The sequence below is a fragment of the Paraburkholderia sp. IW21 genome, from assembly GCF_041321145.1.
GTDB lineage: Bacteria > Pseudomonadota > Gammaproteobacteria > Burkholderiales > Burkholderiaceae > Paraburkholderia.
Map to the genome: position 1 here is coordinate 594590 of NZ_JBGGWA010000002.1, position 25507 is coordinate 620096.

Annotated in this window: 20 protein-coding genes; 3 read left to right on the forward strand and 17 right to left on the reverse strand. The window is 61.8% G+C overall.

From position 1 onward, the window contains the following. Positions 1-9: 9 nt before the first annotated feature. Positions 10-1071, reverse strand: a complete 1062-nt coding sequence (gene pyrC, locus ACAX43_RS06590; RefSeq protein ID WP_370707595.1) for a dihydroorotase — start codon at positions 1069-1071, stop codon at positions 10-12. Between the two features lie 178 nt (positions 1072-1249). Between pyrC and ACAX43_RS06595 the strand changes: the two genes are divergently transcribed. Continuing rightward, complete coding sequence (locus ACAX43_RS06595; protein ID WP_370707596.1) at positions 1250-2176, forward strand: class II glutamine amidotransferase; 927 nt, start codon at positions 1250-1252, stop codon at positions 2174-2176. Positions 2177-2298: 122 nt separating this feature from the next. Here ACAX43_RS06595 and ACAX43_RS06600 read toward each other — a convergent pair whose 3' ends face one another. The 6 genes from ACAX43_RS06600 to ACAX43_RS06625 all read right to left on the reverse strand — a co-directional run bounded on the left by ACAX43_RS06600 (position 2299) and on the right by ACAX43_RS06625 (position 8133). After that, complete coding sequence (locus ACAX43_RS06600) at positions 2299-3024, reverse strand: amino acid ABC transporter ATP-binding protein (RefSeq protein WP_370707597.1); 726 nt, start codon at positions 3022-3024, stop codon at positions 2299-2301. Further along, a complete protein-coding gene (gene gltK, locus ACAX43_RS06605; protein WP_370707598.1) occupies positions 3021-3698 on the reverse strand; it encodes a glutamate/aspartate ABC transporter permease GltK in 678 nt (225 codons plus the stop codon). Before gltK ends, ACAX43_RS06600 begins: the two co-directional genes overlap by 4 nt. Then, positions 3698-4438, reverse strand: a complete 741-nt coding sequence (locus ACAX43_RS06610; RefSeq protein ID WP_370707599.1) for an amino acid ABC transporter permease — start codon at positions 4436-4438, stop codon at positions 3698-3700. The genes gltK and ACAX43_RS06610 overlap by 1 nt, the downstream gene beginning before the upstream one ends. 81 nt (positions 4439-4519) lie before the next feature. Beyond that, a complete protein-coding gene (locus ACAX43_RS06615) occupies positions 4520-5413 on the reverse strand; it encodes a glutamate/aspartate ABC transporter substrate-binding protein (RefSeq protein WP_370707600.1) in 894 nt (297 codons plus the stop codon). Positions 5414-5719: 306 nt separating this feature from the next. Then, positions 5720-7033, reverse strand: a complete 1314-nt coding sequence (locus tag ACAX43_RS06620; protein WP_370707601.1) for a Glu/Leu/Phe/Val dehydrogenase — start codon at positions 7031-7033, stop codon at positions 5720-5722. A gap of 137 nt (positions 7034-7170) precedes the next feature. Continuing rightward, positions 7171-8133, reverse strand: a complete 963-nt coding sequence (locus ACAX43_RS06625; protein ID WP_370707602.1) for a LysR family transcriptional regulator — start codon at positions 8131-8133, stop codon at positions 7171-7173. 141 nt (positions 8134-8274) lie between these two features. On the opposite strand from ACAX43_RS06625, the gene purB reads away from it, so the two are divergent. After that, the gene (gene purB / locus ACAX43_RS06630; protein WP_370707603.1) at positions 8275-9663 is read left to right on the forward strand and encodes an adenylosuccinate lyase; all 1389 of its coding nucleotides are present in this window, start codon (positions 8275-8277) and stop codon (positions 9661-9663) included. Between the two features lie 89 nt (positions 9664-9752). Here the strand turns inward: purB and ACAX43_RS06635 are convergent, their stop codons facing one another. The 4 genes from ACAX43_RS06635 to edd all read right to left on the reverse strand — a co-directional run bounded on the left by ACAX43_RS06635 (position 9753) and on the right by edd (position 14463). Then, complete coding sequence (locus ACAX43_RS06635) at positions 9753-10247, reverse strand: gluconokinase (protein ID WP_370707604.1); 495 nt, start codon at positions 10245-10247, stop codon at positions 9753-9755. 11 nt (positions 10248-10258) lie between these two features. Beyond that, positions 10259-11623, reverse strand: coding sequence for a GntP family permease (locus tag ACAX43_RS06640; RefSeq protein ID WP_370707605.1), 1365 nt, complete (start codon positions 11621-11623; stop codon positions 10259-10261). A gap of 270 nt (positions 11624-11893) precedes the next feature. Continuing rightward, positions 11894-12535, reverse strand: coding sequence for a bifunctional 4-hydroxy-2-oxoglutarate aldolase/2-dehydro-3-deoxy-phosphogluconate aldolase (eda, locus tag ACAX43_RS06645; RefSeq protein WP_370707606.1), 642 nt, complete (start codon positions 12533-12535; stop codon positions 11894-11896). Positions 12536-12537: 2 nt separating this feature from the next. Next, positions 12538-14463 carry a phosphogluconate dehydratase gene (edd, locus tag ACAX43_RS06650; RefSeq protein ID WP_370707607.1) on the reverse strand — a complete coding sequence of 642 codons (1926 nt, stop codon included), beginning with the start codon at positions 14461-14463 and terminating at the stop codon, positions 12538-12540. Positions 14464-14763: 300 nt separating this feature from the next. On the opposite strand from edd, the gene ACAX43_RS06655 reads away from it, so the two are divergent. Next, positions 14764-15609, forward strand: a complete 846-nt coding sequence (locus tag ACAX43_RS06655) for a MurR/RpiR family transcriptional regulator (protein WP_370707608.1) — start codon at positions 14764-14766, stop codon at positions 15607-15609. A 258-nt stretch (positions 15610-15867) separates the two neighbouring features. Here the strand turns inward: ACAX43_RS06655 and ACAX43_RS06660 are convergent, their stop codons facing one another. The 6 genes from ACAX43_RS06660 to leuS all read right to left on the reverse strand — a co-directional run bounded on the left by ACAX43_RS06660 (position 15868) and on the right by leuS (position 25457). Continuing rightward, on the reverse strand, positions 15868-18432 hold the full coding sequence (locus tag ACAX43_RS06660) for a YadA-like family protein (protein ID WP_370707609.1): 2565 nt from the start codon (positions 18430-18432) through the stop codon (positions 15868-15870). A gap of 552 nt (positions 18433-18984) precedes the next feature. Further along, a complete protein-coding gene (locus ACAX43_RS06665; protein ID WP_252888437.1) occupies positions 18985-19401 on the reverse strand; it encodes a CopD family protein in 417 nt (138 codons plus the stop codon). Positions 19402-19523: 122 nt separating this feature from the next. Continuing rightward, complete coding sequence (locus ACAX43_RS06670; RefSeq protein ID WP_370707610.1) at positions 19524-20795, reverse strand: glutamate-5-semialdehyde dehydrogenase; 1272 nt, start codon at positions 20793-20795, stop codon at positions 19524-19526. Positions 20796-21040: 245 nt separating this feature from the next. Beyond that, positions 21041-22162: a DNA polymerase III subunit delta gene (holA, locus tag ACAX43_RS06675; protein WP_370707611.1), complete on the reverse strand. Its 1122-nt coding sequence runs from the start codon at positions 22160-22162 to the stop codon at positions 21041-21043. Positions 22163-22222: 60 nt separating this feature from the next. Further along, positions 22223-22774: an LPS assembly lipoprotein LptE gene (gene lptE, locus ACAX43_RS06680; RefSeq protein ID WP_370707612.1), complete on the reverse strand. Its 552-nt coding sequence runs from the start codon at positions 22772-22774 to the stop codon at positions 22223-22225. A 91-nt stretch (positions 22775-22865) separates the two neighbouring features. Then, positions 22866-25457, reverse strand: coding sequence for a leucine--tRNA ligase (gene leuS / locus ACAX43_RS06685; RefSeq protein ID WP_370707613.1), 2592 nt, complete (start codon positions 25455-25457; stop codon positions 22866-22868). Positions 25458-25507 lie beyond the last annotated feature (50 nt).

The following is a 25507-nucleotide window of genomic DNA, read 5'->3' on the forward strand; positions in this document are numbered from 1 at the left end:
AAATCAACCTCAGACGAGGCGCCAACCGATCGACTCGCCACCACGCAGCGGCACCACCGGCGTGTCGCCGACCGGCAATTCGGCCGGCAGCGTCCATTCTTCACGACGCAGCGTGATCTTCTCCGCGCTGCGCGGCAGACCGTAGAAGTCCGCCCCGAAGAAGCTGGCGAAGCCTTCGAGCTTGTCCAGCGCGCCGGCGTTGTCGAACGCTTCCGTATAGAGCTCGAGCGCATGCAGCGCCGTATAGCAACCCGCGCAGCCGCATGCGTGTTCCTTCAAACCCTTCGGATGCGGCGCGCTGTCGGTGCCGAGGAAGAAACGCGGATTGCCCGAGGTCGCCGCCTCGACCAGCGCCACGCGATGCGTCTCGCGCTTCAACACCGGCAAGCAGTAGTAATGCGGGCGAATGCCGCCCTGGAAGATCGCGTTGCGGTTGTACAGCAGATGGTGCGCCGTAATCGTCGCCCCCAGCAGCCCCGGCGCCACGCCGGCTTCGCGGATGTAGTCGACTGCATCCTTCGTGGTGATGTGCTCGAACACCACCTTCAGCGCCGGAAATTCCCGGCGCAGCGGCGTCATCACGCGGTCGATGAACACCTTCTCGCGATCGAACAGGTCGATCGACGAATCCGTCACCTCGCCGTGGACCAGCAGCGGCATACCGGTTTCCTGCATCACCTCAAGCGTTTTGGCGCACTTCATGATGTCGGTGACGCCCGCGTCCGAGTTGGTCGTCGCACCCGCCGGGTAAAGCTTCACGCCGTGCACGAAGCCGCTTTCGCGCGCGCGGCGGATTTCGTCGGGCGGCGTGTTGTCGGTGAGATACAGCGTCATCAGCGGCTCGAACTTCGCGCCGGGCGGGATCGCGGCGACGACGCGCTCCCGGTACGCCTGCGCCATCGCGGTGGTCGTGACCGGCGGCTTCAGGTTCGGCATGATGATCGCGCGGCCGAACTGGCGCGCGGTATCGGGCAGCACGGCGGCCAGCATCTCGCCGTCGCGAACGTGCAGATGCCAGTCGTCCGGGCGGGCGAGCGTGATGGAGTCGAGGGAAGCGTTGGGAGCAGTCATGGCGAGAGGGGAACGAGACTCGGCGGAAAAAGCGTGATCGACGTGCGCACGCGGCGGCAATTCGTGCCGTTGCGGCCCAAATACACGTCAATTTTGCTGTTTGGCGCTTCTGGCTCGGTGATATGCTTGGAAAATCATCATTGTAACGGCTCGCCCCGTTCGCAGGCTTACCCGCAACATGTGCCAACTTCTCGGAATGAACTGCGCCGCACCGACGGACGTCACGTTCTCGTTCACCGGCTTTGCGGCGCGCGGCGGCGTCACCGATCACCATGCCGACGGCTGGGGGATCGCCTTCTTCGAAGACAAGGCCTGCCGCCTGTTCATCGATCATCAATCGTCGGCCACTTCGCCGATCGCCGAGATGGTCAAGCGCTACCCGATCAAGTCGAAGAATACGATCGCGCACATCCGCAAGGCGACGCAAGGGCACATCCTGCTCGAGAATTGCCATCCGTTCATGCGTGAGTTGTGGGGGCGTCACTGGATCTTCGCCCACAATGGCGATCTCCAGGATTATTCTCCGGCGCTAAACGGCGTCTATCAACCTGTCGGCACGACCGATAGCGAACTCGCGTTCTGCGCGCTGCTGCAAGGTTTGCGCAAGACTTTTCCGGGCACTCAGCCGCCGCTCGACGAACTGTTCAAGGCGCTCGAAACCCTCACGCGCGAAATCACGCAATTCGGCGTGTTCAATTTCCTGATGTCGAACGGCCAGGCGCTGTTCGCGCATTGCTCGACGCATCTGCAATACATTGTGCGGCGCTGGCCGTTTTCCACCGCGCATCTGGTCGACGCCGACGTGTCGATCGATTTCGCCAAATACACGACCCCGGAAGATCGCGTCGCGGTGATCGCGACCAAGCCGCTCACCGATAACGAAGTGTGGACCGCCTTCCAGCCAGGCGACCTGATGATGTTCCAGCATGGCGAAGTGATCGGCCGCGTGAACGTGCCGGTGCCGCCTTCGGTGCTGGAGAAGCTGCGCAATCCGGCCTTGGATGCATCGGCCTCGGCATCCACGATTGCGGCCTCGGTTGAAGCGGTGACCACATCCGAGGTCGACCTCGAAGCGGCGGATGACACCGCCGCGTTCGAATCCTGACCTGCGCCTGCCTTCGCAAAAGGCAGAACGTCAGAAATGAAAAAGCCGCTTCGTCACTTCCGAAGCGGCTTTTTTTTCTGCGCGGGGCACGCCACCTAAGCAGCGTGTCCCGGCAACAAACCTCAATGCAGGATCTTCGCCAGAAAATCCTTCGCGCGATCCGACTTTGGATTCGCGAAGAAATCTTCCTTGCGGTCGTCTTCCACGATCAAGCCCTGGTCCATGAAGATCACGCGATGCGCGACCTTCTTGGCAAAGCCCATTTCGTGTGTGACGCACATCATCGTCATGCCTTCCTGTGCGAGTTCGACCATCACGTCGAGCACTTCGTTGATCATTTCCGGATCGAGTGCCGAGGTCGGTTCGTCGAACAGCATCGCGATCGGATCCATCGAGAGCGCGCGCGCAATCGCCACACGCTGCTGCTGACCGCCCGACAACTGCCCTGGAAATTTATCCGCGTGCGCACGCAGGCCAACGCGATCAAGCAACTTGTAGCCCTTGGTGGTGGCTTCGTCTTTCGAGCGGCCGAGCACCTTGATCTGCGCGAGCGTCAGGTTCTGCACGATCGACAGATGCGGAAACAGCTCGAAGTGCTGGAACACCATACCGACCTTCGCCCGCAGCTTCGACAGATTGGTTTTCTTGTCGGTCAGCGATTGACCGTTGATGACGATCTCGCCCTTCTGGAACGGCTCGAGGCCATTGACGGTCTTGATCAGCGTGGACTTGCCCGAACCCGACGGCCCGCACACCACCACGACTTCACCTTTTTTGACTTCCGTCGTGCAGTCGGTCAGCACTTGAAACTGACCGTACCACTTCGAAACATTCTTGATAGAGATCATCTTGCGACCTTTTTCTGAAGACCTTTGACGAGGCTCGACGCGATCACGCAGACCACGAAATAACACGCGCCCGCGAACAGTACCATTTCGACATTCGTACCGTCACGGTCGCCAATATTCGTGGCGGTGCGGAAGAAGTCAGCGAGGCTGATCACGTAGACGAGCGACGTATCCTGAAAGAGCACGATACCCTGCGTGAGCAGCAGCGGCACCATCGCGCGGAACGCCTGCGGCAGCACGATGAGGCGCATCGCCTGCGGGTAGCTCATGCCGAGCGCGAACGCGGCATTGACCTGCCCGCGCGGCACCGCCTGAATGCCGGCGCGGATAATCTCCGAATAGTACGCTGCCTCGAACAGGGAGAAAGCGACCATCGCCGACGCGAGACGAATGTCGATATCCGCCGACAAGCCCAGCACGTTTTGCAACACCTGCGGCACGATCAGGAAGAACCACAGCAGAACCATCACCAGCGGGATCGAACGGAAGACCGTGACATAAGCCTTCGCGAACCATGCGAAGGGCTTGAACGGCGAGAGCCGCATGATCGCGAGAAAGGTGCCCCAGATGATGCCGATCACGATCGCAATCAGCGTGATCTTGATGGTGACGATCGCGCCGGTCCACAACGTAGGCAGCGCGCCCGGAATACCGCTCCAGTCGAAATGGTGCATCACTTGCCTCCGATATAGCCGGGCAACCGGCTCTTGGCTTCGACCCAGCGCATCAGTTGCATCACGACCAGATTGATCAGCACATACGCCAGCGTGACCGCGATGAACGACTCATAGGTCTGCGACGTATAGTCGACCAATTGGCGCGCCTGCGCCGACAGATCCAGCAGACCGATCGTCGACGCGACCGCCGAGTTCTTGAAGATATTCAGAAACTCGGACGTGAGCGGCGGCACGATGATCCGGTACGCAACCGGCAGCAGCACATAGCGATACGTCTGCCATTGCGTGAAACCCATTGCCAGACCGGCGGCGCGCTGGCCGCGCGGCAACGCGTTGATGCCCGAGCGCACCTGCTCGCACACGCGCGCAGCAGTGAAGAGCCCCAGGCAGATGATCGACGACGAGAAGAACTGCGCACTCGGCGGCAGTTGCTTGTACCAGGTGCCGATCGATACCGGCAGCAACTCCGGTATCACCAGATACCAGATGAAGAACTGCACGATCAGCGGGATGTTGCGGAAAATCGCGACATAGAGCGTGCCGATACCCGACGCCCATTTATTCGGCACTGTACGCAGCACACCGAAGAACGAACCGACGATCAGCGCGATCACCCATGCCGACAGCGACACGGTGATCGTCACCCAGAAGCCGGACATCAGCCAGCCCAGATAGGTGGTCGGTTCGCCGGTGGAGACCGGACTCAGCAGAATGCCCCAGTTCCAGTGATATGACATGACCAAGACTCCAGCAAAAAGAAACGGAAGAAGCGCTGGCCCCTTCCGTTTCGTTCAGCATTTCAAAAAAACAGCTAGGGTTTAATCGATTGCCTTGTCATTCGGGCTCTTGAAGAGCGTCTTCATGTCATCGCTTTCCGGGAAGTTCAGGTTCAGGCCCTTCGGCGGAATCGGCGATTCGAACCACTTCTTGTAGATCTGATCGGCTTCGCCCGAGGTTTCGACCTTCGCGATTGCGTCGTCGACGACCTTCTTGAACTCAGGATCGTTCTTGCGAATCATGCAGCCGTACGCTTCATGCGATTGCGGCGTGCCGACGATCACGAAATCGCCCGGATTGTTCGACTTGGCGCGTTCGCCTGCCAGCAGTGCGTCGTCCATCATGAACGCGGCGGCACGGCCCGTGGAGAGCGTCAGGAACGACTCGCCGTGGTCTTTCGCGCTGATGATGTTCATGCCCATGCTCTTGTCCTGATTCATCTTGCGAAGCAGGCGCTCGGACGTCGTACCGGCGGTCGTGACGACCGTCTTGCCCTTCAGGTCGGCCCAATCCTTGATGCCCGAGTCTTTCTTAGTCATCAAACGCGTGCCGATCACGAAGATCGTGTTCGAGAACGCGGCTTGCTGCTGGCGCTCGGCGTTATTCGTGGTGGATCCGCATTCCATGTCGACGGTGCCGTTCTGCACCAGCGGAATACGGTTTTGCGACGTGACAGGGATGAGTTTGACCTTCAGGTTAGGCATGTTCAGCTTTGCCTTGACCGCATCCACCACCTTCAGCGCGAATTCCTGCGAATAGCCGATGACATTCTGTTTGTCGTCGTAATACGAAAACGGAATCGACGATTCGCGATGACCCAGCGAAATGACGCCCGTGTCCTTGATCTTTTTCAGCGTACCAGCGTCTTGCGCATGCGCGCCAACCGTAAACAGTCCGAGAGTCGCGAGCAGCAGCGCAGCTTTTTTAACCTTCATGTGTGATCTCCTTGGCAAGAACCGGCGCCAGTTTAGCAAAGTAATTATTCTGAAAGTATTGCTATAAACCATGTTTGTTGCGTGTCCCCCAATCCACCCATCCACCAGGTGGACTTCCTCCCGGGCGCGCCCGGCTACGGGACTGCGGTGCTTGGATCCAGCGATCCAAACGCTGCGGACACGCAAAGGCGGGCGGCATCGATGCGATGCCGCCCGCCGGGTAACACACGCGGTCTTGTGAACCACGTCAAAGCAGGGATTCGCAGCGGCCCGCCCGGTGGTGGGCCGCCGTTGCATGCCATTCGATCAGGGATACAGGCCGCGCAATTCACGCGCTTCCAGAATCCGCTTACATGCGACGATAAACGCCGCGGTCCGCACGGATACCTTCTGCTCGCTCGACACCTGCCACACGGCGGCGAAGGCTTCGCGCATCACGCGCTCCAGACGCTGGTTGATCTCGTCTTCAGTCCAGAAGAAGCTCGAGAAGTCCTGCACCCATTCGAAGTACGACACGGTCACGCCGCCGGCATTCGCCACCACGTCCGGAATCACGAGGATGCCGCGGTCGTGCAGAATGTCGTCCGCTGCCGTGGTGGTCGGGCCATTGGCGCCTTCCACGACGATCTTCGTCTTGATCTTCGCTGCGTTCTTTTCGTTGATCTGGTTTTCCAGAGCGGCCGGAATCAGGATGTCGGACTCGACGGTCCAGAATTCTTCGTTCGTGACTGCATCGGCTTCCGGGAAACCGCCCACGCCGCCGGTCTTCGCGACGTGATCCAGCAGCGCGTTGGCGTCGATGCCGGTCGACTTGTAGAGCGAGCCGGTGTGATCCTGCACCGCGACCACCTTCGCACCCGCCTCCTGGAACAGACGCGCAGCAATGCCGCCGACGTTACCGAAGCCCTGCACGGCGATGCGCGCACCTTCGATGTCGAAACCAATGCGGCGTGCCGCTTCGGTAGCGACCACGAACACGCCACGGCCCGTCGCTTCGCGGCGGCCCAGCGAACCACCGAGCGTGATCGGCTTGCCGGTCACGACGCCCGTGGCCGTTTGGCCCTGGTTCATCGAGTACGTGTCCATCATCCACGCCATGATCTGCTCGTTCGTGTTCACGTCCGGCGCGGGAATGTCGGTGTTCGGTCCGATGATGATGCCGATTTCGCTCGTGTAGCGGCGCGTCATGCGTTCCAGTTCACCACGCGACAAGGTGCGCGGATCGACACGGATACCGCCCTTCGCGCCGCCGTACGGCACGTTCACCGCAGCGTTCTTCACCGACATCCACGCCGACAGTGCCATCACTTCCGACAGCGTCACGTCCTGGTGATAGCGCACGCCGCCCTTACCCGGACCACGCGACACGTTGTGCTGCACGCGATAGCCTTCGAAATGCGCCACTGTGCCGTTATCGAGTTCGATAGGCACGTCGACGATCAGGATGCGCTTGGGGCGCTTCAGGGTTTCGAGCCAGCGGGACAGGGAGCCGAGATACGGCGCGACGCGGTCGACCTGACGCAGGTAGTTGCCCCATGGGCCGAGGTCGTCGCGATTGAGGTAGGAAGGAACGGACTGCAACGATGATGCGGATTGCGCGACTTGCTGCTGGGAAGACATGAACGCTCCGGCGTTGTTCGAATAGCGACATTGTCGAAAAACGCCGTTTTGAAATCCAATGCCGTTTCCTTATCCGATTATGTTTTTTTTGCATAACCGTTGAGAAGCTGCAATTTCGCGTCGTCGGGACGCAGGTTTCAGGCATCCCCCGCGCCCTGCGCGACCTCCTTCGAGACCACGTCCCACAGTTGCCGTACGAGTATCTGCCGCGCATCGTCGCTCTTCGCCGCGAGCTTGTCGCGATAGAGGCGGATTTCCATGGTCAGCGTAAGCTGCCCCTCGGGCGTGCCGCGCGTTGCGCGATCGAGGCGGATCAGCTTGCCGTCGGCGACCGCGTCTTCCACTGCGCTGTACGGCAGGAACGCGATGCCGTGACCGGCCAGCGCCATCGCCTTGAGCCCCTCGGCCATGTCGGTTTCGTACAGCCGGTCGAGGTACAGACGCTCCGGTGCGTTGGCCAGGATCACTTCCGTCATGCGGCCCAGGTACGCGTTCGGCGTGTACGTGAGATACGGCGCCGGCGCGTCGGCACGGGTGGGCAGCGTGTGACGCGGCCGGCCGGCGCGACCCGGCGCGGAGAACGGACTGATCGGCTCGTTGCCGAGCGTCAGCATGTCGTAGCGCGCCGGATCGAGCGCAACCGGGTGGCTCGGATGGTGATAGCCCATCATCAGATCGCAGCCGCCCTCCACCAGCGCCAAGGCCGCGTCGTGCACGTTCAACGCCCGCAGCCGCGTGTGGATCGGGCCCATCTGCGCCTCGATGCGTTGCAGCCAGCGCGGAAAGTACGTCAGCGACAGCGTGTGCGGCACCGCGAACTCGATGGTCGCCTGCGGCGTCGCCGTATGGCCGCGTAGCAGCGCGCGCGCCTCGTGGAACTGCGACAGCATCGCGAGCGCCTGCTCGTTGAACACTTGACCGGCGGCGGTCAGCCGCGTCGGGTAAACCGAACGGTCGATCAGTTCCGTGCCGAGCCACGCCTCCAGCGCCTGAATTCGCCGGGAAAACGCCGGCTGCGTGACGTGACGCAATTCGGCCGAGCGGCTGAAACTACGCGTTTCCGCGAGCGAAACGAAGTCTTCGAGCCATTTCAGTTCCATACGGAGCCTGCTGCCAGCGGGAAAGAAGAATTCAGCATTCTAGCGGTGCGGCTGGGGCGCGGGGTTTGAGTGGTAAAATTCGCGGTTCCCTCCGTTCCCGATCTGCTCGCTGAGCGTTCAACGCCCCAACCCGCCCCCACCATGTCCGACACCCGCCCCGACACCTTGTTCGCGCTGAACGCGCTCTCTCCGCTCGACGGCCGTTACGCCTCGAAAACCGAAGCCCTGCGCGACTGGCTCTCGGAAGCCGCTTTCATGCGCAATCGCGTGACGGTTGAAATCCATTGGCTGATCGCACTCTCGCGCGCCGGTTTTGCCGAAGTGCCGCGCTTCTCGGAAGCGGCCGAACAGTTCCTGCTGCAACTGGCCGAGCGCTTCACCGCACACGACGCCGCGCGCATCAAGGACATAGAACGTGTGACGAATCACGACGTGAAAGCGGTCGAGTATTGGCTGAAGGAATCGGTGAAGGGCCAGGAGGAACTGGAACGCGCGAGCGAGTTCATTCACTTCGCCTGCACGTCGGAAGACATCAACAACACGTCGCACGGTCTGATGCTCGCCGGCGCGCGTGAACATGTGATCCTGCCGGCGCTGCGTTCGGTGCACCGGCGCCTCGTCGCGCTGGCTCACGCGCACGCCGAGCAGCCGATGCTGTCGCGCACGCACGGCCAGCCGGCCAGCCCCACCACGCTCGGCAAGGAAATCGCCAACGTCGCCGCGCGTCTGGAACGCGCCATCGACCGCGTCGCGAAGGTCGAACTGCTGGGCAAGATGAACGGCGCGGTCGGCAACTTCAATGCACACCTGTCCGCGTATCCGGAATTCGATTGGGAAGCGTTCTCGCGCGAAGTGGTCGAACAACGCCTGAAGCTCACGTTCAATCCGTACACCATCCAGATCGAACCGCATGACTACATGGCCGAACTGTTCGACGCCGTGTCGCGCGCCAACACGATCCTGCTGGATCTGGACCGCGACGTGTGGGGCTACATCTCGGTCGGTTACTTCAAGCAGCGCACGAAGGCCGGCGAAATCGGTTCGTCGACCATGCCGCACAAGGTCAATCCGATCGACTTCGAAAACTCGGAAGGCAACCTCGGCCTCGCCAATGCGACGCTGCGCCATCTGGCCGACAAGCTGCCGGTGTCACGCTGGCAGCGCGACCTGACCGATTCGACGGTGCTGCGCAACATGGGCGTCGCGTTCGGCTACTCGCTGCTCGCCTACGACTCGCTGATCCGCGGCCTCGACAAGCTCGAAGTGAATGCGCAACGTCTGAACGAAGACCTCGACAACTGCTGGGAAGTGCTGGCCGAGCCGGTGCAAACGGTGATGCGCCGCTTCGGCATCGAAAACCCGTACGAGCAATTGAAGGAACTGACGCGCGGCAAGGGCATTACGCGGGAAGCGCTGCAAACGTTCGTTACCGGCCTCGCGATTCCGCAAGATGCGAAGGATCGTTTGCTTGCAATGACGCCGGCTTCGTATATCGGCAAGGCGATCGAACTGGCGAAGCGGATCGCTTAAACCTAAGTCATTACTGCATTGCTTGAGACAAAGAAAGCCGCTCCTCGGAGCGGCTTTTCTTATCCTGCGACGTGAGTGAGCTTAAAACTTCACCGCGCCTTCATCTGCTTCAACACCTCGTCGACAATCTCTTCCGGCGACAACTCGATGTTCACCGTGATCGCTTCATCCGGGCCCGGCTCTTCAAGCGTATCGAGCTGGCTTTGCAACAGCGACGGATCGAAGAAATGGCCGGTGCGCGTAGTCAGGCGTTGTTCCAGCACTTCACGCGAACCCTTCAGGTAGATGAAGCACACGTCCTTGTTGCCGTTACGCAGAACGTCGCGATACGAGCGCTTCAGCGACGAACACGTGAACACCGCCTTCTCGCCCGCCTTCTGCTTCTCTTCGATCGCGGCACGGATGGTTTTCAGCCACGGCCAGCGGTCTTCGTCGGTGAGCGGGATGCCATGGTGCATTTTCTCTTTGTTGGCGGCGCTGTGAAACGCGTCGCCGTCGGTAAATGCGCAGTGCAGGCGTTCCGCCAGCATTTCCCCAATCCTCGTTTTGCCGGCGCCCGACACGCCCATGGCGATCAGAATCATCAAAATACTCCTTACACGACCGTCGCCAGCGCGAAAGTCAAACCCAAACCCATCACCGAAATAATGGTTTCGCAGAGCGACCAGGTTTTGAACGTCTGCACCACCGTCATGCCGAAATATTCCTTGATCAGCCAGAAACCGCCGTCGTTGACGTGCGAGAAAATCAGCGAGCCCGAACCGGTGGCGAGCACCATCAATTCCGGCGTCACATGCACGCCGCTAGCCTGCGCGATCGGCGCGACGATGCCGCACGCGGTGGTCATCGCGACCGTCGCCGAACCCGTGGCCAGACGAATCAGCGCGGCCACCAGCCAGCCGAACAGCAGCGGCGACAGATGCATCGCCGTCGCCACGCCGACGATTTCCTTCGAGATGCCGCTATCCATCAGCACGCGCCCAAAACCGCCGCCCGCACCCACAATCAGTGTGATGCCGGCGATCGGCGCCAGGCAGTCGCCGCAAAACTTCTGGATCTGCTCACGATTGAAGCCGCGGTTCGCACCGAAGGTCCAGAAACTGACCAGCACGGCGATCAGGAGCGCGACGTCCGAATTGCCGACGAAATGCAGCAGATCGTTCGGCAAGGTTTTCGGCGTGAACACGAGATCGGCCCAGCTGCCCACCAGCATCAGAATCACCGGCAGCAGAATGGTGAAAAGGGTGATGCCGAAGCCCGGCAGTTCGCGCTTTTCCTTTTGCTCGTCAGCGGCACCGAGAAACTGCGCCGCGAGCGGATTGTTCTCCGGCAGCTTGATATAGCGGCTAACCAGCAATGCGAACAACGGACCGGCAACGATCGCCGTCGGCACCCCCACGATCAGCCCGTAAGCAATCGTCTTGCCGATATCTGCGTGGTACGCCTGCACCGCGAGCATCGCAGCCGGGTGCGGCGGAATCAAACCGTGCACGACGGAAAGACCCGCAACCATCGGCAAGCCGACCAGCAGCAGCGATTTGTTGGTGCGCTTCGCGACATTGAACGCGATCGGAATCAGCAGCACGAAACCGACTTCGAAGAACACGGGCAAACCCACGATGATCGCAACGGCCATCATTGCCCAGTGAATGTTCTTCTCGCCGAACCAGTCGATCAGTGTGGTGGCGACGCGTTCCGCGCCGCCCGACTCGGCCATCATCTTGCCGAGCATGGTGCCGAGGCCAACCACAATCGCAATGTGGCCGAGCGTATTGCCGTTACCGGTTTCGAACGATTTGACGATGGTGCCGATCGGCATGCCGGCTGTGAGACCCAGCAGCAGCGAGACAATGATGAGGACGAGGAACGGATAGACCTTGTAGCGCGTGATCAGCAGGATCAGCAATGCGATGGCAATCACTGCGTAGACCAGCAGCATGCTGCCGTGGACAGCTTCCATGAAGCGCCTCCTTTGCGTTATTGATTATGGGTGCGGAACACGGCCGGCACCTTGTCTCATAGCGGCCTGTAGCTACGCCAGAAAACCCGGCTTGCTGCGCGGACGCTGAATTCTACTTGTTGTTGTCTTACTTGTTGTTGTCTTTTAAGGCGCGCGAATCAGGCGCCCATATCGAAAGAAGCCTCGCCTTGACAGCCGTGCAAGCTGTATCGACGAAGCTCCTTTGGCGTGGGACCGTTGAGAGGGGACTAAAGCGCGCGCCGGTTCAACTTAGTGGGCGGGCGCAGCCAACTGGCTGGCGGCACGCGCAAGACGCGTAACCTCGTCCCAATTTTGCGCGGCGAGCGCGGCTTTCGGCGTGAGCCAGGAGCCGCCCACGCAGACCACGTTCGGCAGCGACAGGAAATGGGTGGCGGTTTCGGCTGTGATGCCGCCCGTCGGGCAAAACTTCAGCGTCGGAAACGGACCGTGGAAAGCTTGCAGCATCGGTACGCCGCCGGCCTGTTGCGCCGGGAAAAATTTCACGATCTCGTAGCCGAGTTCCAGCGCGGCGATGATGTCGGTCGGCGTCATCACGCCCGGCAGCAACGGCAAGCCCGCATCCTGCGCGGCCTTGTGCATGTCGCGGGTCAAGCCCGGCGACACGCCGAACTGAGCGCCCGCTTTCTTCGCCTGAGCGCAATGCTCGGGCCTCGTGATCGTGCCCACGCCGACCACGATGTCTTCGGCCAGCTGGCTCGCGCGCTCAATCGCTTCCAGACCGGCTGCCGTGCGCAGCGTGATTTCGAGCACCTTCACGCCGCCGGCGTGCAACGCGCGCGACACGTGTTCGCCCTGTTCGACCGAGTCGAACGCGAGCACCGGAATCACCGGGCCGAGGCGCACGATTTCGCTTACTGTTTTCGACGTCATAGTCAGACTCCTTGTTTCTGCAGCACCTGGCTGGCTTGAGGGATACGCGTGTGGCTTGTATGTGCTTTGGCTTGCTCGCCGTGTTGCGCGCTGCGTTCGCCCACCATCGGACCGAACACCGAAGCGCCCTGCTCCGCAGGCGCAGCCGCTGCACGGAACACGCCAAACAGTTCACGGCCGAAACCGACTTCGTTTTCCGCCTGATGCTGCGGCAGCGCTTCCGGCCGCGCCGCCCATTGCGCCGCATCGATTTCGATGTCGAGCACGCCGGCGTCCGCATCGATCACCAGCATGTCGCCGGTGTGGACCTTACCGATCGGGCCTTGCAGCAGCGCTTCCGGCGAAAGATGGATCACGGCGGGCACCTTGCCCGACGCGCCGGACATGCGGCCGTCCGTGACCAATGCGACGTGGAAACCTTGATCCTGCAACACACCGAGCAGCGGCGTCAAACGATGCAGCTCAGGCATGCCGTTTGCCCGCGCGCCCTGAAAGCGCACCACGGCGATGAAATCGCGCTTCAGCTCGCCGTTGTCGAACGCGGCCTGCACCGTTTCCTGCGAATCGAACACGATGGCCGGCGCCTTCACCTTGCGATGCTGCGCCGCCACCGCGGAAATCTTGATCACACCGCGGCCGAGCTTGCCTTGCATCAAACGCAAGCCCCCGTCCGGCTGGAACGGTTCCTTGATGCCGCGCAGCACCGCCGTGTCTTCGCTTGCCTGCGCGCCCGGCACCCATTGCAGCTTACCGTCGAGCAGCTTCGGCTCTTCGGTGTAGTGCTTGAGACCCTTGCCGGCGACCGTGTTCACGTCTTCATGCAGCAAGCCGCCTTCCAGCAGATTCCGGACCAGGAACGCCACGCCACCCGCCGCGTGGAAATGGTTCACGTCGGCCTTGCCGTTCGGGTAGATCTTGGCGAGTAGCGGCACGGCTTGCGACAGCGTGTCGAAGTCGTCCCAATCGATCACGATGCCGGCCGCACGCGCTATCGCGACCAGATGCAGCGTGTGATTGGTCGAGCCGCCAGTCGCCAGCAACGCGACGATGCCGTTGACGATCGCCTTCTCGTCGATCACGTGGCCGATCGGCGTGTAATTGCCGCGCTCCACCGTGAGATCGAGCACGCGGCGCGCGGCCTGCGCGGTCAGCGCGTCGCGCAGCGGCGTGTGCGGATGCACAAATGCGGAACCCGGCAGATGCAGGCCCATGACTTCCATCAGCATCTGATTGCTGTTCGCGGTGCCGTAGAAGGTGCAGGTGCCGTGGCTGTGATACGCGGCGGCTTCCGCTTCCAGCAGCGCGTCGCGGCCACACTGACCGGTGGCGTACAACTGGCGCGTCTTGGCTTTGTCGTCGTTCGACAGGCCGCTTCCCATCGGGCCGGCCGGCACGAAAATCGTCGGCAGATGGCCGAATTGCAGCGCGCCGATCAGGAGACCCGGGACGATCTTGTCGCAGATGCCAAGGCATAGCGCCGCGTCGAACATGTTGTGCGTGAGGGCCACCGCTGTACTCATCGCGATCACTTCGCGCGAGAACAGCGACAGTTCCATGCCCGCGTTGCCTTGCGTGACGCCGTCGCACATGGCCGGCACGCCGCCCGCGAATTGCGCGACGCCGCCGTTTTCACGCGCGGCCTCTTTGATGATGTCGGGGTAGTTTTTGTACGGCGCGTGCGCGGACAACATCTCGTTGTACGACGATACGATGCCGATGTTCGGCTCGCGGATCGCCTTGATCGCGAACTTGTCGCGGCCTTCGAGGCCGGCAAAACCGTGGGCCAGATTGGCGCACGACAGCGCGCCACGCGCCGGGAATTTGCCTTGAGCGTGTTCGATGCGGGCCAGATACGCCGCGCGAGTGGGCTTGCTGCGCTCGACCACGCGTTGCGTGACCTTCAACAATTGCGAATGCGGGGAAACCATCGGAGCTCCTTCGTCGCTGGCGGTCGGCACTTAATCAAGGCGCGCGCTATGCCAGTAGGTATCGCGGGATGTCGAATCAGTCGACGCCGCAATCTTAGTAGAAAAACTACACGATCGCAATGATGAATCCTGCTGCGAGGCCGCATCTTCCGACTGGCCGTAGCGCCATGCTGGCTCGGCTTAAGCGATGCATAGGCCTAAACATAAGGGATTACACCTAGCGCCACAAATGTAGTTTTTGTACCTTCTTCGGCAATCAGATATAGTCCACGCATTCTTCAGCATAGTGCGAGTTTTCCAATGATGCTGTCCCAGGTGGAAGAGATGCGCGAACAGTTGCGCCCGTCCGAGCGCAAGCTGGCTGATTACGTGATGGAAGCGCCACGCGAAGTGCTGGATCTGTCGATGACCGAAATGGCCGCGCGCGCCGGCGTGAGCCAGCCGACTATCGCGCGTTTTTGTCATGCGCTCGGCTTTTCGGGCTTTCGCGAGTTCAAGATCCGGCTGGCGCAAGGCATTGCAGCGGAAGTGCCGGCGGTCTACCGCGACGTGCGGCCGGACGAACCCACTCCGGGCGTGGCCGCGAAGGTGCTCGACCGGACCATCGGCGCGCTGATCCAGGTGCGCAACAATCTGTCGTCGGATAGCGTGGCGGCGGCGATCGCGCTGCTGGCGCAAGCGCGGCGCATCGAGTTCTATGGCGCGGGCGGCTCGGGCATCGCCGCGCTGGACGTGCAGCACAAGTTCTTTCGTTTGGGCATGCCGAGCGTCGCGTATTCGGACCCGCATACGTTTCTGATGTCGGCGGCGTTGTTGGGTAAAGGTGATGTGGTGGTGGCGATCTCGAACACCGGCCGCACGCGCGATATCGTGGATGCGGTGAAGTCGGCGCTAGCGGCAGGAGCGAAGGTGATTGCGATCACGCACGGCAACTCGCCGTTGGCGCGGCTTGCTACGGTCGGGTTGTTTGCCAATGTCGACGAAGACACGGATATCTTTTCGCCGATGACCTCGCGCGTTTCGCATCTGGCGATCGGCGATATTCTCGCCGTGGGCGTGGCGTTGAGCCGGGGGCCGGAGCTGGTCGAGAAGATGGCGCAGGCAAAGGAAGTGATTACGCGTAGACGGATCGATCCGGGTAGGTGATGTTTTGCGGTTGATCGCACACCGGAAGTTTGCAGTGAAATGCACGCGCGTCGCGACAGCAGCAGAACAAGGCGTCGCTCGGGGGCGATGAGCGACGTGTTCGCAATCGTATCTGCTGTGCGGCGCGTCAACCCGCACGCATAAAAAAGGACGGGCTCCCTTTGAGGAGCCCGTCCTTTTTCTTTACTACCGGGTCAAACTTGCAGCCTACGAAAAGGCGCGGCTCAACCGCCGCGCCTTTTCACCACTATCACACGCTTACCATTGATACGACGCACCCGCGCCAACCGTGGTTTCGCTGCCGCTGATGCCGGCACCCACCTTCACCTTCACGTTCTGCGTGATACGGGCCGACGCGCCCACCGCCGCTGCCTGATAACCCTTGTAAGTCGCTCCGGCGACGCCGATTGCCAGCGTCTTGCCCGGATCGACTTCCGGAATCATCGTCAACGCGGTGGCGGCTGCTACGCCGCTGTAGGCACTGCGCGCCACGTCGTTGATACCCGACTGGAACTGGCGCATGTTCACCGCATCCGTCGCCGCATGACCGTCCGCGACGTTGGTAACGCGGCGCTCATTGCCTTGCGAGCCAACGGACACCGTGTCCGCTTCGTCAGCTACCGAACCCGAACCGATCGCAACCGAGTTCTCGCCGCTAGCCTGCGAACCGCCGCCCAGCGCCACAGCATTGTTGCCGGTGGCCGTCGCTGCCGGTGCGCCGCCTGCGTTGAGGGACATCGCGGTGTTGCCGGTCTGCTGCTGGTTCTGCACCGACTGGCTCAGATCGGACAGTTGCTGGTTGGTATTCCATAACTGCGCGCCGGTCACCGCATCGGTGCTGGTCGCCGACAGTTCACCGTCCTGCAGATTGGTCAGCTTTACTTTCGGCGCGCCGGCTGAACCGCCCAATGTCACCTGGTTATGCGCCGCGGTGTCGTACGAAACCGCGTTCGCCACCGAGCCACTCATCGAGCCGACCGTGGTCTGCAAGCTGGCGATGTCCGAGGTGTTCTGCGTTACACGGCCGTCGACGTTCGCAATCGCCGCGCCGACGTTGTTCACGGTCGTGCCGCCGACGCTGTATGACGGCACCGAGACCGTGCCGTCCGCGTTAACGGTCGACCCGCCTCCGAGCGCCGCTGCCGTGCTGGCCGCGTTCGCATGCAGTTGCGAACCGTTCACCGCGTCGGCGCTCTCTGCGCTCACCGCACCGGCGGCGACACCCGTCACGACACGGTTACCCGCCGTGCCGACCACGCTGAGGCGCGTACCGTCGGTCGTAGCGCCGATGCGCAAGTCGCGGGAGACGGAGTCCTGTGTGACCATGCCGATGCTGCCGCTGTTGATCTGCGTTTCCAGCGACGACAGATTGGTGTCGAGCGCATCGAGCGCGTCGCCGACGGTGGTCTGCGTGCCGCCCTGCATATGATAAGTGGGGCTGACGATCGAACCGTCCGCGTTCACGTGAGCACCGCCGCCGAGCGACGCGACGAGCGGGTTCAACTGACTCAAGTTGACCGCGGAGTTGCTCGTCGTGCCGGCAGCAACACCGAGCAGTTCGCGCGGTCCTGCGGTGCCCATGAGGTTGACGCGCGTGCCGCCCGTGTTGCTCGCGACCGTTAGATCGCCGGACGTCTGATCCTGCTGCACAAGGCCGACTGCGCCCGTATTGATCTGGTTGGCGAGGTCGTTTACCGAGCCTTCGACCGTCGTGACGCGTGTGTCGAGGTTCGAAATGTCGCTAGTGTTCTTCGCAATCGCAGCGACGTTCGTCGCGACGCTCTGGTTGGTCATGTAAAGCTGCGAGCCATTGACCGCGTCCATGCTCAAGCTCGACAAAGTGCCTGCCGCCACGTTCGTGAGCGTCGTGCCCGACGCGCCGCCCAGCGTGACCTTGCCCTGGGTCTTATCGTTGTACGCGACGAAGGAATTCGTTGCGTTGCCGCTCGTATCGGTCTTCAGGCCTGCTGCCTGCAACTGCGCGTAGTTGACTGCGTCAGTAGTTTGCGTACCCGCCGCCACGTTTGCGACCTGGCGCTCCGAGCCAACGGCACCCACGGATACCGTGCTGGCACGGTCCGCAATCGAATCGCCTCCCAAGGCCACGGAATTGGCTGCCGAAGCCGTAGCAAAGGCACCTAGAGCCGTAGCCTCATTTCCCGAGCCAGCAGACTTGAAACCGAGCGAAACCGATGCTTGCGCGGTTCCGTTGAATCCGGCCATAGCACCGACTGACACCGCCGAAGGAGCAGCTATTGCGTTCGCTCCCAACGCCGTCGATGCACTAGCGGCCCAAGCTTGCGCGCCAATCGCAGTCCCGCTGTAGCTAGTCGTCAACGCACCACCACCAATGGCGATGCTTCCTGTGGTATTTGCTCCAGCATTCAGCGCTGCGTCATCCTGGTATGTGCCGGTTACGGCGCTCAACGTGTGATCGAGGTTGCCCATCGCGATATTCGACGTCGGACTGACACCCAGCAAAGTAGCCCCCAGCAATCCATGCTGCCCTGACGAAACCGTTCCGCCTGTCGACGTCTGTCCGTTGCTAGCCCCCGCATCTTGTGAAGCCGTGGTGCAATCGCCGGAATTCGCCGTGTCCGGGGCGCCATCCGCCGACGAGACACACGTCGAGTTGTTCGCCTGGCTGAGGCTGTCAACCGCTTCTGCCTTCACGGCCGAACCGAATCCCGCGCCAACCGCCAGCAGCGCAGCCACTAACGCCCTCTTGTTCGAGCTCCTCTTGCCGCGACTCTTCGACGTTTCTGATGCAGCGACATACGTCCCGATAGTTTCGTTCCATACGCTCTTGTACGACTTGTTCATGATTTCTTCCTTCTGAATATCTGGGGTTGGGCTCTGTGCGGCGAGGGGCTTTTTGATTGGGCCCACACGCGTCAGTGGCTGACAGAAGGATGAAAACAGGTCGTCGCAATTGACTATCTTCGGACCATCCCATTAATCCTTCTGGGGATGGCTCGACTATAAAATTAGGAATTTGTTCGTTTAATAAGACAATTCTTAAAGAAAATCTTGCGTCAATAAGAATTATCTTACGCAAACCGAGATTTAATCTAACAATAAATGTCAGAAATCCAGTCTAGGCAAGGAATAGGGACGACAGAATCGCGCGGCAGTCGCACAAGGACGCCGCCGAACCCGCGCTCGAAATCGGAAAATTTCTAGCGCAACGCTCAACTAAACAGAAGCGTGGGGAGAAAGATGGCGACGCTGAATCGGCCACAATGAAATCGACGACGGTTCGCGAATATCGATCACCAAATCGCCGATTTATTGACTCATAACGCCGCGCAGCGATAAATACCACGCGACGAGATAACACTTAATCAACAAAGATAAATAGGAATATTCCTATTTTTAAAACGGCTTGATAACAACCAACGCCACCGCCGCCAGCATCCCCAGCACAGGTAATTCATTAAACATCCGATACCACTTGTCCGTCCGACGGTTCTCGCCGCGCTCGAAAGTCCGCAGCAGCACCCCGCAATAGGCGTGGTAAATGATCAGCAGCACCACCACGCCGACCTTCGCGTGAATCCAGCCCTGCCCGCGCCCGATGCCAACCGCGAGCCACAGCCACAGTCCGCAAGCAAGCGCCGGCACCGCGATGAACGTCATGAAGCGAAACAGCTTGCGCGCCATGGTCAAAAGCCGCGCGGTGGCGGCGGGTTCCGTCTCCATGGCCAGATTGACGAAGATGCGCGGCAGATAGAACAGGCCGGCAAACCAGGAAGCAATCAGAACGATGTGAAACGTTTTTACCCAAAGCATCAGCGGTCCTTGCGACTTGTATCGTGGAAATCAGCGCTCTTGTCGGCGCGTTCGTAGTGAAAAGACGTGACCGACCAAGCTTATCGGCGGCGTTCGCGATGAAACGCGCGGCCGACAGCGACTTATTGCCGGCCTTCACCATGTCCGAGCACAACGTACTTCAGCGACGTCAGCCCTTCCAGCCCGACCGGCCCTCGCGCGTGCAGTTTGTCGTTCGAGATACCGATCTCCGCGCCCAGACCGAATTCGAAGCCATCGGCAAAACGCGTCGAAGCGTTGACCATCACGCTCGCCGAATCGACTTCGCGCAGGAAGCGCATGGCGCGGTCGTGGTCTTCGGTAACGATCGCATCGGTGTGCTTCGAGCTATACGTATTGATGTGATCGATCGCGGCGTCGAGATCGTCGACCACCTTGATCGCCAGCACTGGCGCGAGATACTCAGTGCGCCAGTCTTCTTCAGTGGCGTCGACGAGGGGACCCACGCCGGCCGCCGACAACACCGCGCGCGCCGCAGCATCCACGCGCAACTCGACTTCCTTGCCGCGATACAAATGCCCAAGCGGCGGCAGCACTTCAGCCGCGATACCGCGTGCGACCAGCAGCGTTTCCATCGTGTTGCAGGTGCCGTAGCGGTGCGTCTTCGCGTTGTCGCAGACAGTCAGCGCCTTGGTCAGGTCCGCGCGGTCGTCGACATACACGTGGCAGATGCCATCAAGATGCTTGATCATGGGCACGCGCGCTTCGTTCATGAGCCGCTCGATCAGGCTCTTGCCGCCGCGCGGCACGATCACGTCGACGTATTCATTCATCGTAATCAGCTTGCCGACCGCGGCGCGATCCGAGGTGGCCACCACTTGCACAGCGTCCTGCGGCAACCCGGCCGTTTCCAGCCCTTCGCCGATCAGCTTCGCCAACGCCGTGTTGCATTCCAGCGCTTCCGAGCCGCCCCGCAGAATCGTCGCGTTGCCGGACTTGAGACACAGCGCGGCGGCGTCGATCGTCACATTCGGACGCGATTCGTAGATGATGCCGATCACACCCAGCGGCACACGCATCTGGCCCACCTGAATGCCGCTCGGCCGGTACTTCAGATTGCTGATCTCGCCGATCGGATCGGCCAGCGCGGCGACTTGCCGCAAGCCTTCGACCATCGTCTTCAGCGCCTTGTCCGACAGCGTCAGACGGTCGATGAAAGCCGCGTCGAGACCTTTGTCACGCGCACGCGCTACGTCGCGCGCGTTGGCTTCCTTCAGCAGCGCGGCATCGCGTTCGATCGCATGTGCGACTGCTGCGAGCGCGGCATTCTTCGCCGCCGTGGACGCACGCGCCATCGCACGCGAAGCGTGACGGGCGCGGCGGCCGAGGTCGGTCATGTACTGGTCGATATCCATGGTGATTCTCGTGGTGCCGCGCACGATCACGTACAGCGGACAGGCAGAATTAGCGAAAGATCAAACGATTGTAAGTCGGGTAGCGGTGCTTTGCTTGCTGGAACAGCCGGAGGGCTCGGGGACTTGATGCTCCGCACCCCAAACGTCGGTGGTGCGAAACGTCATGAAGACACTGCCGGTGAGGCTCACCTTCTGGCGTCCCCACGCATCGGGCAGCGCGAAGCTGCCGCCGCAAGCCACGCAAATCAGACTGGCCTTCGCCCCGTTGCAGTTGCCGCGGGCCGAGGCCTTGGTGGCGGCGGCACTGGCGCGGCCCTCGGCGAAGCCACCGTCATGGCCAGTTCGAACAAGCCGTCCCACGGATCGGGCGGGGGATCGTTGCGATGATTGCCCGGCGTGCCGCCCGACAATCCCTTCACCTGCCGATCCAGGCGCGCCGCCAACGCGAGCGCCTTCTCCAGCGCGCTCTCGGTGACGCGCGACAGCGCCGGCCCGATGAGCCGCTCACGCGGCCCCCACACGCGGTTTTCACGCACCAGCATCGCAAGCGGCTTGCCCGCCGCGACGCCGCGCTTGATCCGCAACAGCGTACGCACTTCTTCGACCACCGCCCACAGCACCAGCACCGCTGCCTCGCCTTCGCCGCGCAGTCCGTCGAGCATGCGTGCCAGGCGGCCGACATCGCCCGCCAGCATCGCCTCGTTCAGCTTGAAAACGTCGTAACGAGCGACGTTGAGCACAGCGTCCTGAATCTGTTCGAAGCTCAACGACCCAGCCGGATACAGCAACCCGAGCTTCTGGATTTCCTGGTGCGCCGCCAGCAGATTGCCCTCCACGCGCTCGGCAATGAACGCCAGCGCACGCCGCCCTTCTTCGCCGGCGGCGACCCGCTGGCCCTGCGCCGCGAGCCGTTGACCCACCCAACCCGGCAACTGTGCGCGTTCGACCGGATCGATTTTCAGCGCGACGCCGGCCTCGGAAAGCGCCGTGAACCACGCCGACTTTTGCGTGGCCGCGTCGAGCCGCGGCAACGTGATCATCGTCAGCACGTCGTCGTTGACGGCGGCGGCGAGCGCTTTCAGCGCGTCCGCGCCTTCCTTGCCGGGCTTACCCGACGGAATGCGCAATTCGACCAGTTGACGGTCGCCGAACAGCGACATCGATTGACTCGCGCCAAGCAGCGAACTCCAGTCGAAACCGCGCTCGACGGTAAACACCGAGCGGTCGGTGAAACCGGCCGCTCGCGCCGTCGCACGAATCCGGTCGCTCGCTTCCTGCGCGAGCAGGTGTTCGTCGCCGTACACGACGTACAGTCCGGCGAGACCCTTGGCGAGATGCGCTTCGAGCGCGTCAAGTCGCAATTGCATGGCTACCGATCGGCGAGATTGAACAAGTACGCATGCAGCCGGGCGAACGCAGCACGACGCTCACAGCGGCGGGGGCGGCAACGGCGCACGCGGCGCAACCGCCGGCACGCCCTGGCCCGGCGCCGGATGCAGCGAGCGCACAAGCGACAGTCGGCGCGTGAGTTGATCGATCGCGTCGCTTTCCATGTCCGCGAACAGAATGTCGGCTTCGGCAGACTTGGCCTGCGAGTACTGGTCGCTGTAGGTCATCGCGCGGTTCAGCGCGATCACGCTCGGCGGAATCAGCACCGTGCCGTCCTTGCCCGTCAGCGAGTAAGTCATCGTGAGATTCATTTGATACTCTTCGACGACCCCCAGTGAGTTCAGCGTCAACGTGCTCGAGCCGCGGGCCTCGCTAATCTGCAACGTGGCGTCCGCATTCGCGACGGAATTGACCACCACGGTGTCGCTGCCGCCTTGCACCAGGCGCGTCAGCCGCGCGCCTCCCGCCGCAGAGCCGCCGGATATATAGAGTCGTTTGAATGCGTAGTCCTGCTGGCCGCGCAACTGGAAGCCGCAGGCGGACAACATCAGTACGCTGCATGCCAGCGTCAATAACGATCTGCGAGTCACATTCGCTCCTGGTTCGCAGTAGATTCCGCAGCGAGAGACAAGCGCCGCCGCACACGGCGGCGCTTGTCAGCTGTCATGTTTTCGTGCGCCGTCAAACGACCACGTTCACGAGGCGGCCCGGCACCACGACGATCTTCTTCGGCGCCTTGCCTTCGCTGAATTTCGCGACCATTTCGTGAGCGGCCGCGAGCTGTTCGATCGCGTCACGCGACGCATCTTTCGCCACCGTGATCGCGCCGCGCACCTTGCCGTTCACCTGCAGCACGAGTTCGATTTCGGCCTGTTCCAGCGCCTGTTCATCGACTTTCGGCCACGGGGCGTCGAGCAGCGAACCGAATTCGCCGGCGTAACCGAGTTCCTGCCACAACTGGAAAGTCTGATGCGGCACGACCGGGTACAGCACGCGCAACATGACGCTATACGTCTCGCGCAGCACCGCGGGTTGTGCGCCCTTCGCGCTGTCGAGTGCGTTGAGCATCTTCATCGCCGCCGACACCACCGTGTTGTACTGCAAACGCTGGTAGTCGAAATCGGCCTGCTTCAGCACGCTGTAGATCTCGCGGCGCAGCACCTTGTCGACTTCACCGAGTTGCGCGGCGTCGAACTTGCCGCCCGCGCGCAACGCAGCCTGGTTCGCGTGACCGAAGCTCCACACGCGGCGCAAGAAGCGGCTCGCGCCTTCCACGCCCGAACCGGACCATTCGAGCTGTTGCTCGGGCGGGGCGGCGAACATCACGAACAGACGGGCCGTGTCGGCGCCGTGCTGGTCGATCAGCAATTGCGGATCGACGCCGTTGTTCTTCGACTTCGACATCTTCTCGACGCCGCCGAGCACCACCGGTTTGCCGTCCGAGTTCAGCACGGCGCCGACCGGGCGGCCCTTGTCGTCGAACGAGACGGTGACGTCGGCCGGGTTGTACCAGGTCTTCTTGCCGGCGTCGCTTTCGCGGTAATACGTTTCGTTGAGCACCATGCCCTGCGTCAGCAGGTTCCTGGCCGGCTCACCGAACTTGACCAGCCCCATGTCGCGCATCACCTTCGCCCAGAAGCGCGAGTACAAGAGGTGCAGAATCGCATGCTCGATGCCGCCGATGTACTGGTCCATCGGCGCCCAGTAATCGGTGCGCTCGTCGACCATGGTCTTCGCGTCCGGCGCCGCGTAGCGGTAGAAATACCAGGACGAATCGACGAACGTATCCATCGTGTCGGTTTCGCGTTTGGCCGCGCCGCCGCAGGTCGGGCAGGTGCAATTCACGAATGCCTCGGACTTCGCGAGCGGGTTGCCCGTGCCGTCCGGCACGAGGTCTTCCGGCAACACCACCGGCAGATCTTTTTCCGGCACCGGCACGTCGCCGCACGTCGGGCAGTGGATGATCGGAATCGGCGTGCCCCAGTAACGTTGGCGCGACACGCCCCAGTCACGCAGACGCCAGGTGATCTGCTTGTCGCCGAGGCCGAGTTCCTTCAGGTCGGCGGCGATCGCGTCGACCGCCGGCTCGTAGGCGAGGCCGTCGTACTTGCCGCTGTTGATCAGCGTGCCGGTCTTGTCGCCGTACCATTCTTGCCAGGCTTCGGTCGAGAATTCCTTGCCTTCGACTGTGACAACCTGTTTGATCGGCAGACCGTATTTCTTCACGAACGCGAAGTCGCGCTCGTCGTGCGCGGGCACGCCCATCACGGCGCCTTCGCCGTAGCTCATCAGCACGTAGTTGCCGATCCACACTTCGACCTGTTCCTGCGTCAGCGGATGCGTGACGTGGAAGCCGGTGGCCATGCCCTTCTTTTCCATCGTCGCAACGTCGGCTTCGGCGACACCGCCGCGCTTGCATTCTTCGATGAAGGCCTGCAACTCCGGCTTGCCTTGCGCGAGCCGCGTAGCGAGCGGATGCTCGGCGGCGATTGCGCAGAAGGTCACGCCCATGATCGTGTCGGCGCGCGTGGTGAACACGCGCAGGCGCTTCTGCTCGCCGTCGATTTCATACGGGAAACCGAAGTTCACGCCGAAGCTCTTGCCGATCCAGTTCTGCTGCATGATCTTGACGCGCTCGGGCCAGCCGAGGCCTTCGAGGTCGTTGAGCAGTTCATCCGCGTACTGCGTGATGCGCATGTAGTACATCGGGATTTCGCGCTTTTCGACCAGCGCGCCCGAACGCCAGCCGCGGCCGTCGATCACCTGCTCGTTGGCGAGCACGGTCTGATCGACCGGGTCCCAGTTGACGGTGCCGGTTTTCTTGTACGCGATGCCCTTTTCGAGCATCTTCAGGAACAGCCACTGGTTCCACTTGTAGTAATCGGGGCTGCAGGTCGCGACTTCACGCGACCAGTCGATCGCGAGGCCCATCGACTGCATCTGCTTCTTCATGTAAGCGATGTTGTCGTAGGTCCACTTCGCGGGCGGCACGTTGTTCGCCATCGCGGCATTTTCCGCCGGCATGCCGAACGCGTCCCAACCCATCGGCATCAGCACGTTGTAGCCGTTCATCCGCAGATAGCGGTACATCACGTCGTTGATCGTGTAGTTGCGCACGTGTCCCATGTGCAGCTTGCCCGAGGGGTACGGCAGCATCGAGACGCAATAAAACTTGGGCTTGTCGGTGGTTTCCGTCGTCTTGTAGGCGTCGATGGCGCGCCATTGCCCTTGCGCGGCGGCTTCGACGTCGGAGGGAACGTATTTTTCGTGCATGGTGTGATGGGATCGCTGGGTTCGGTGCTTTCGCACCGGCCGCTTTGGTG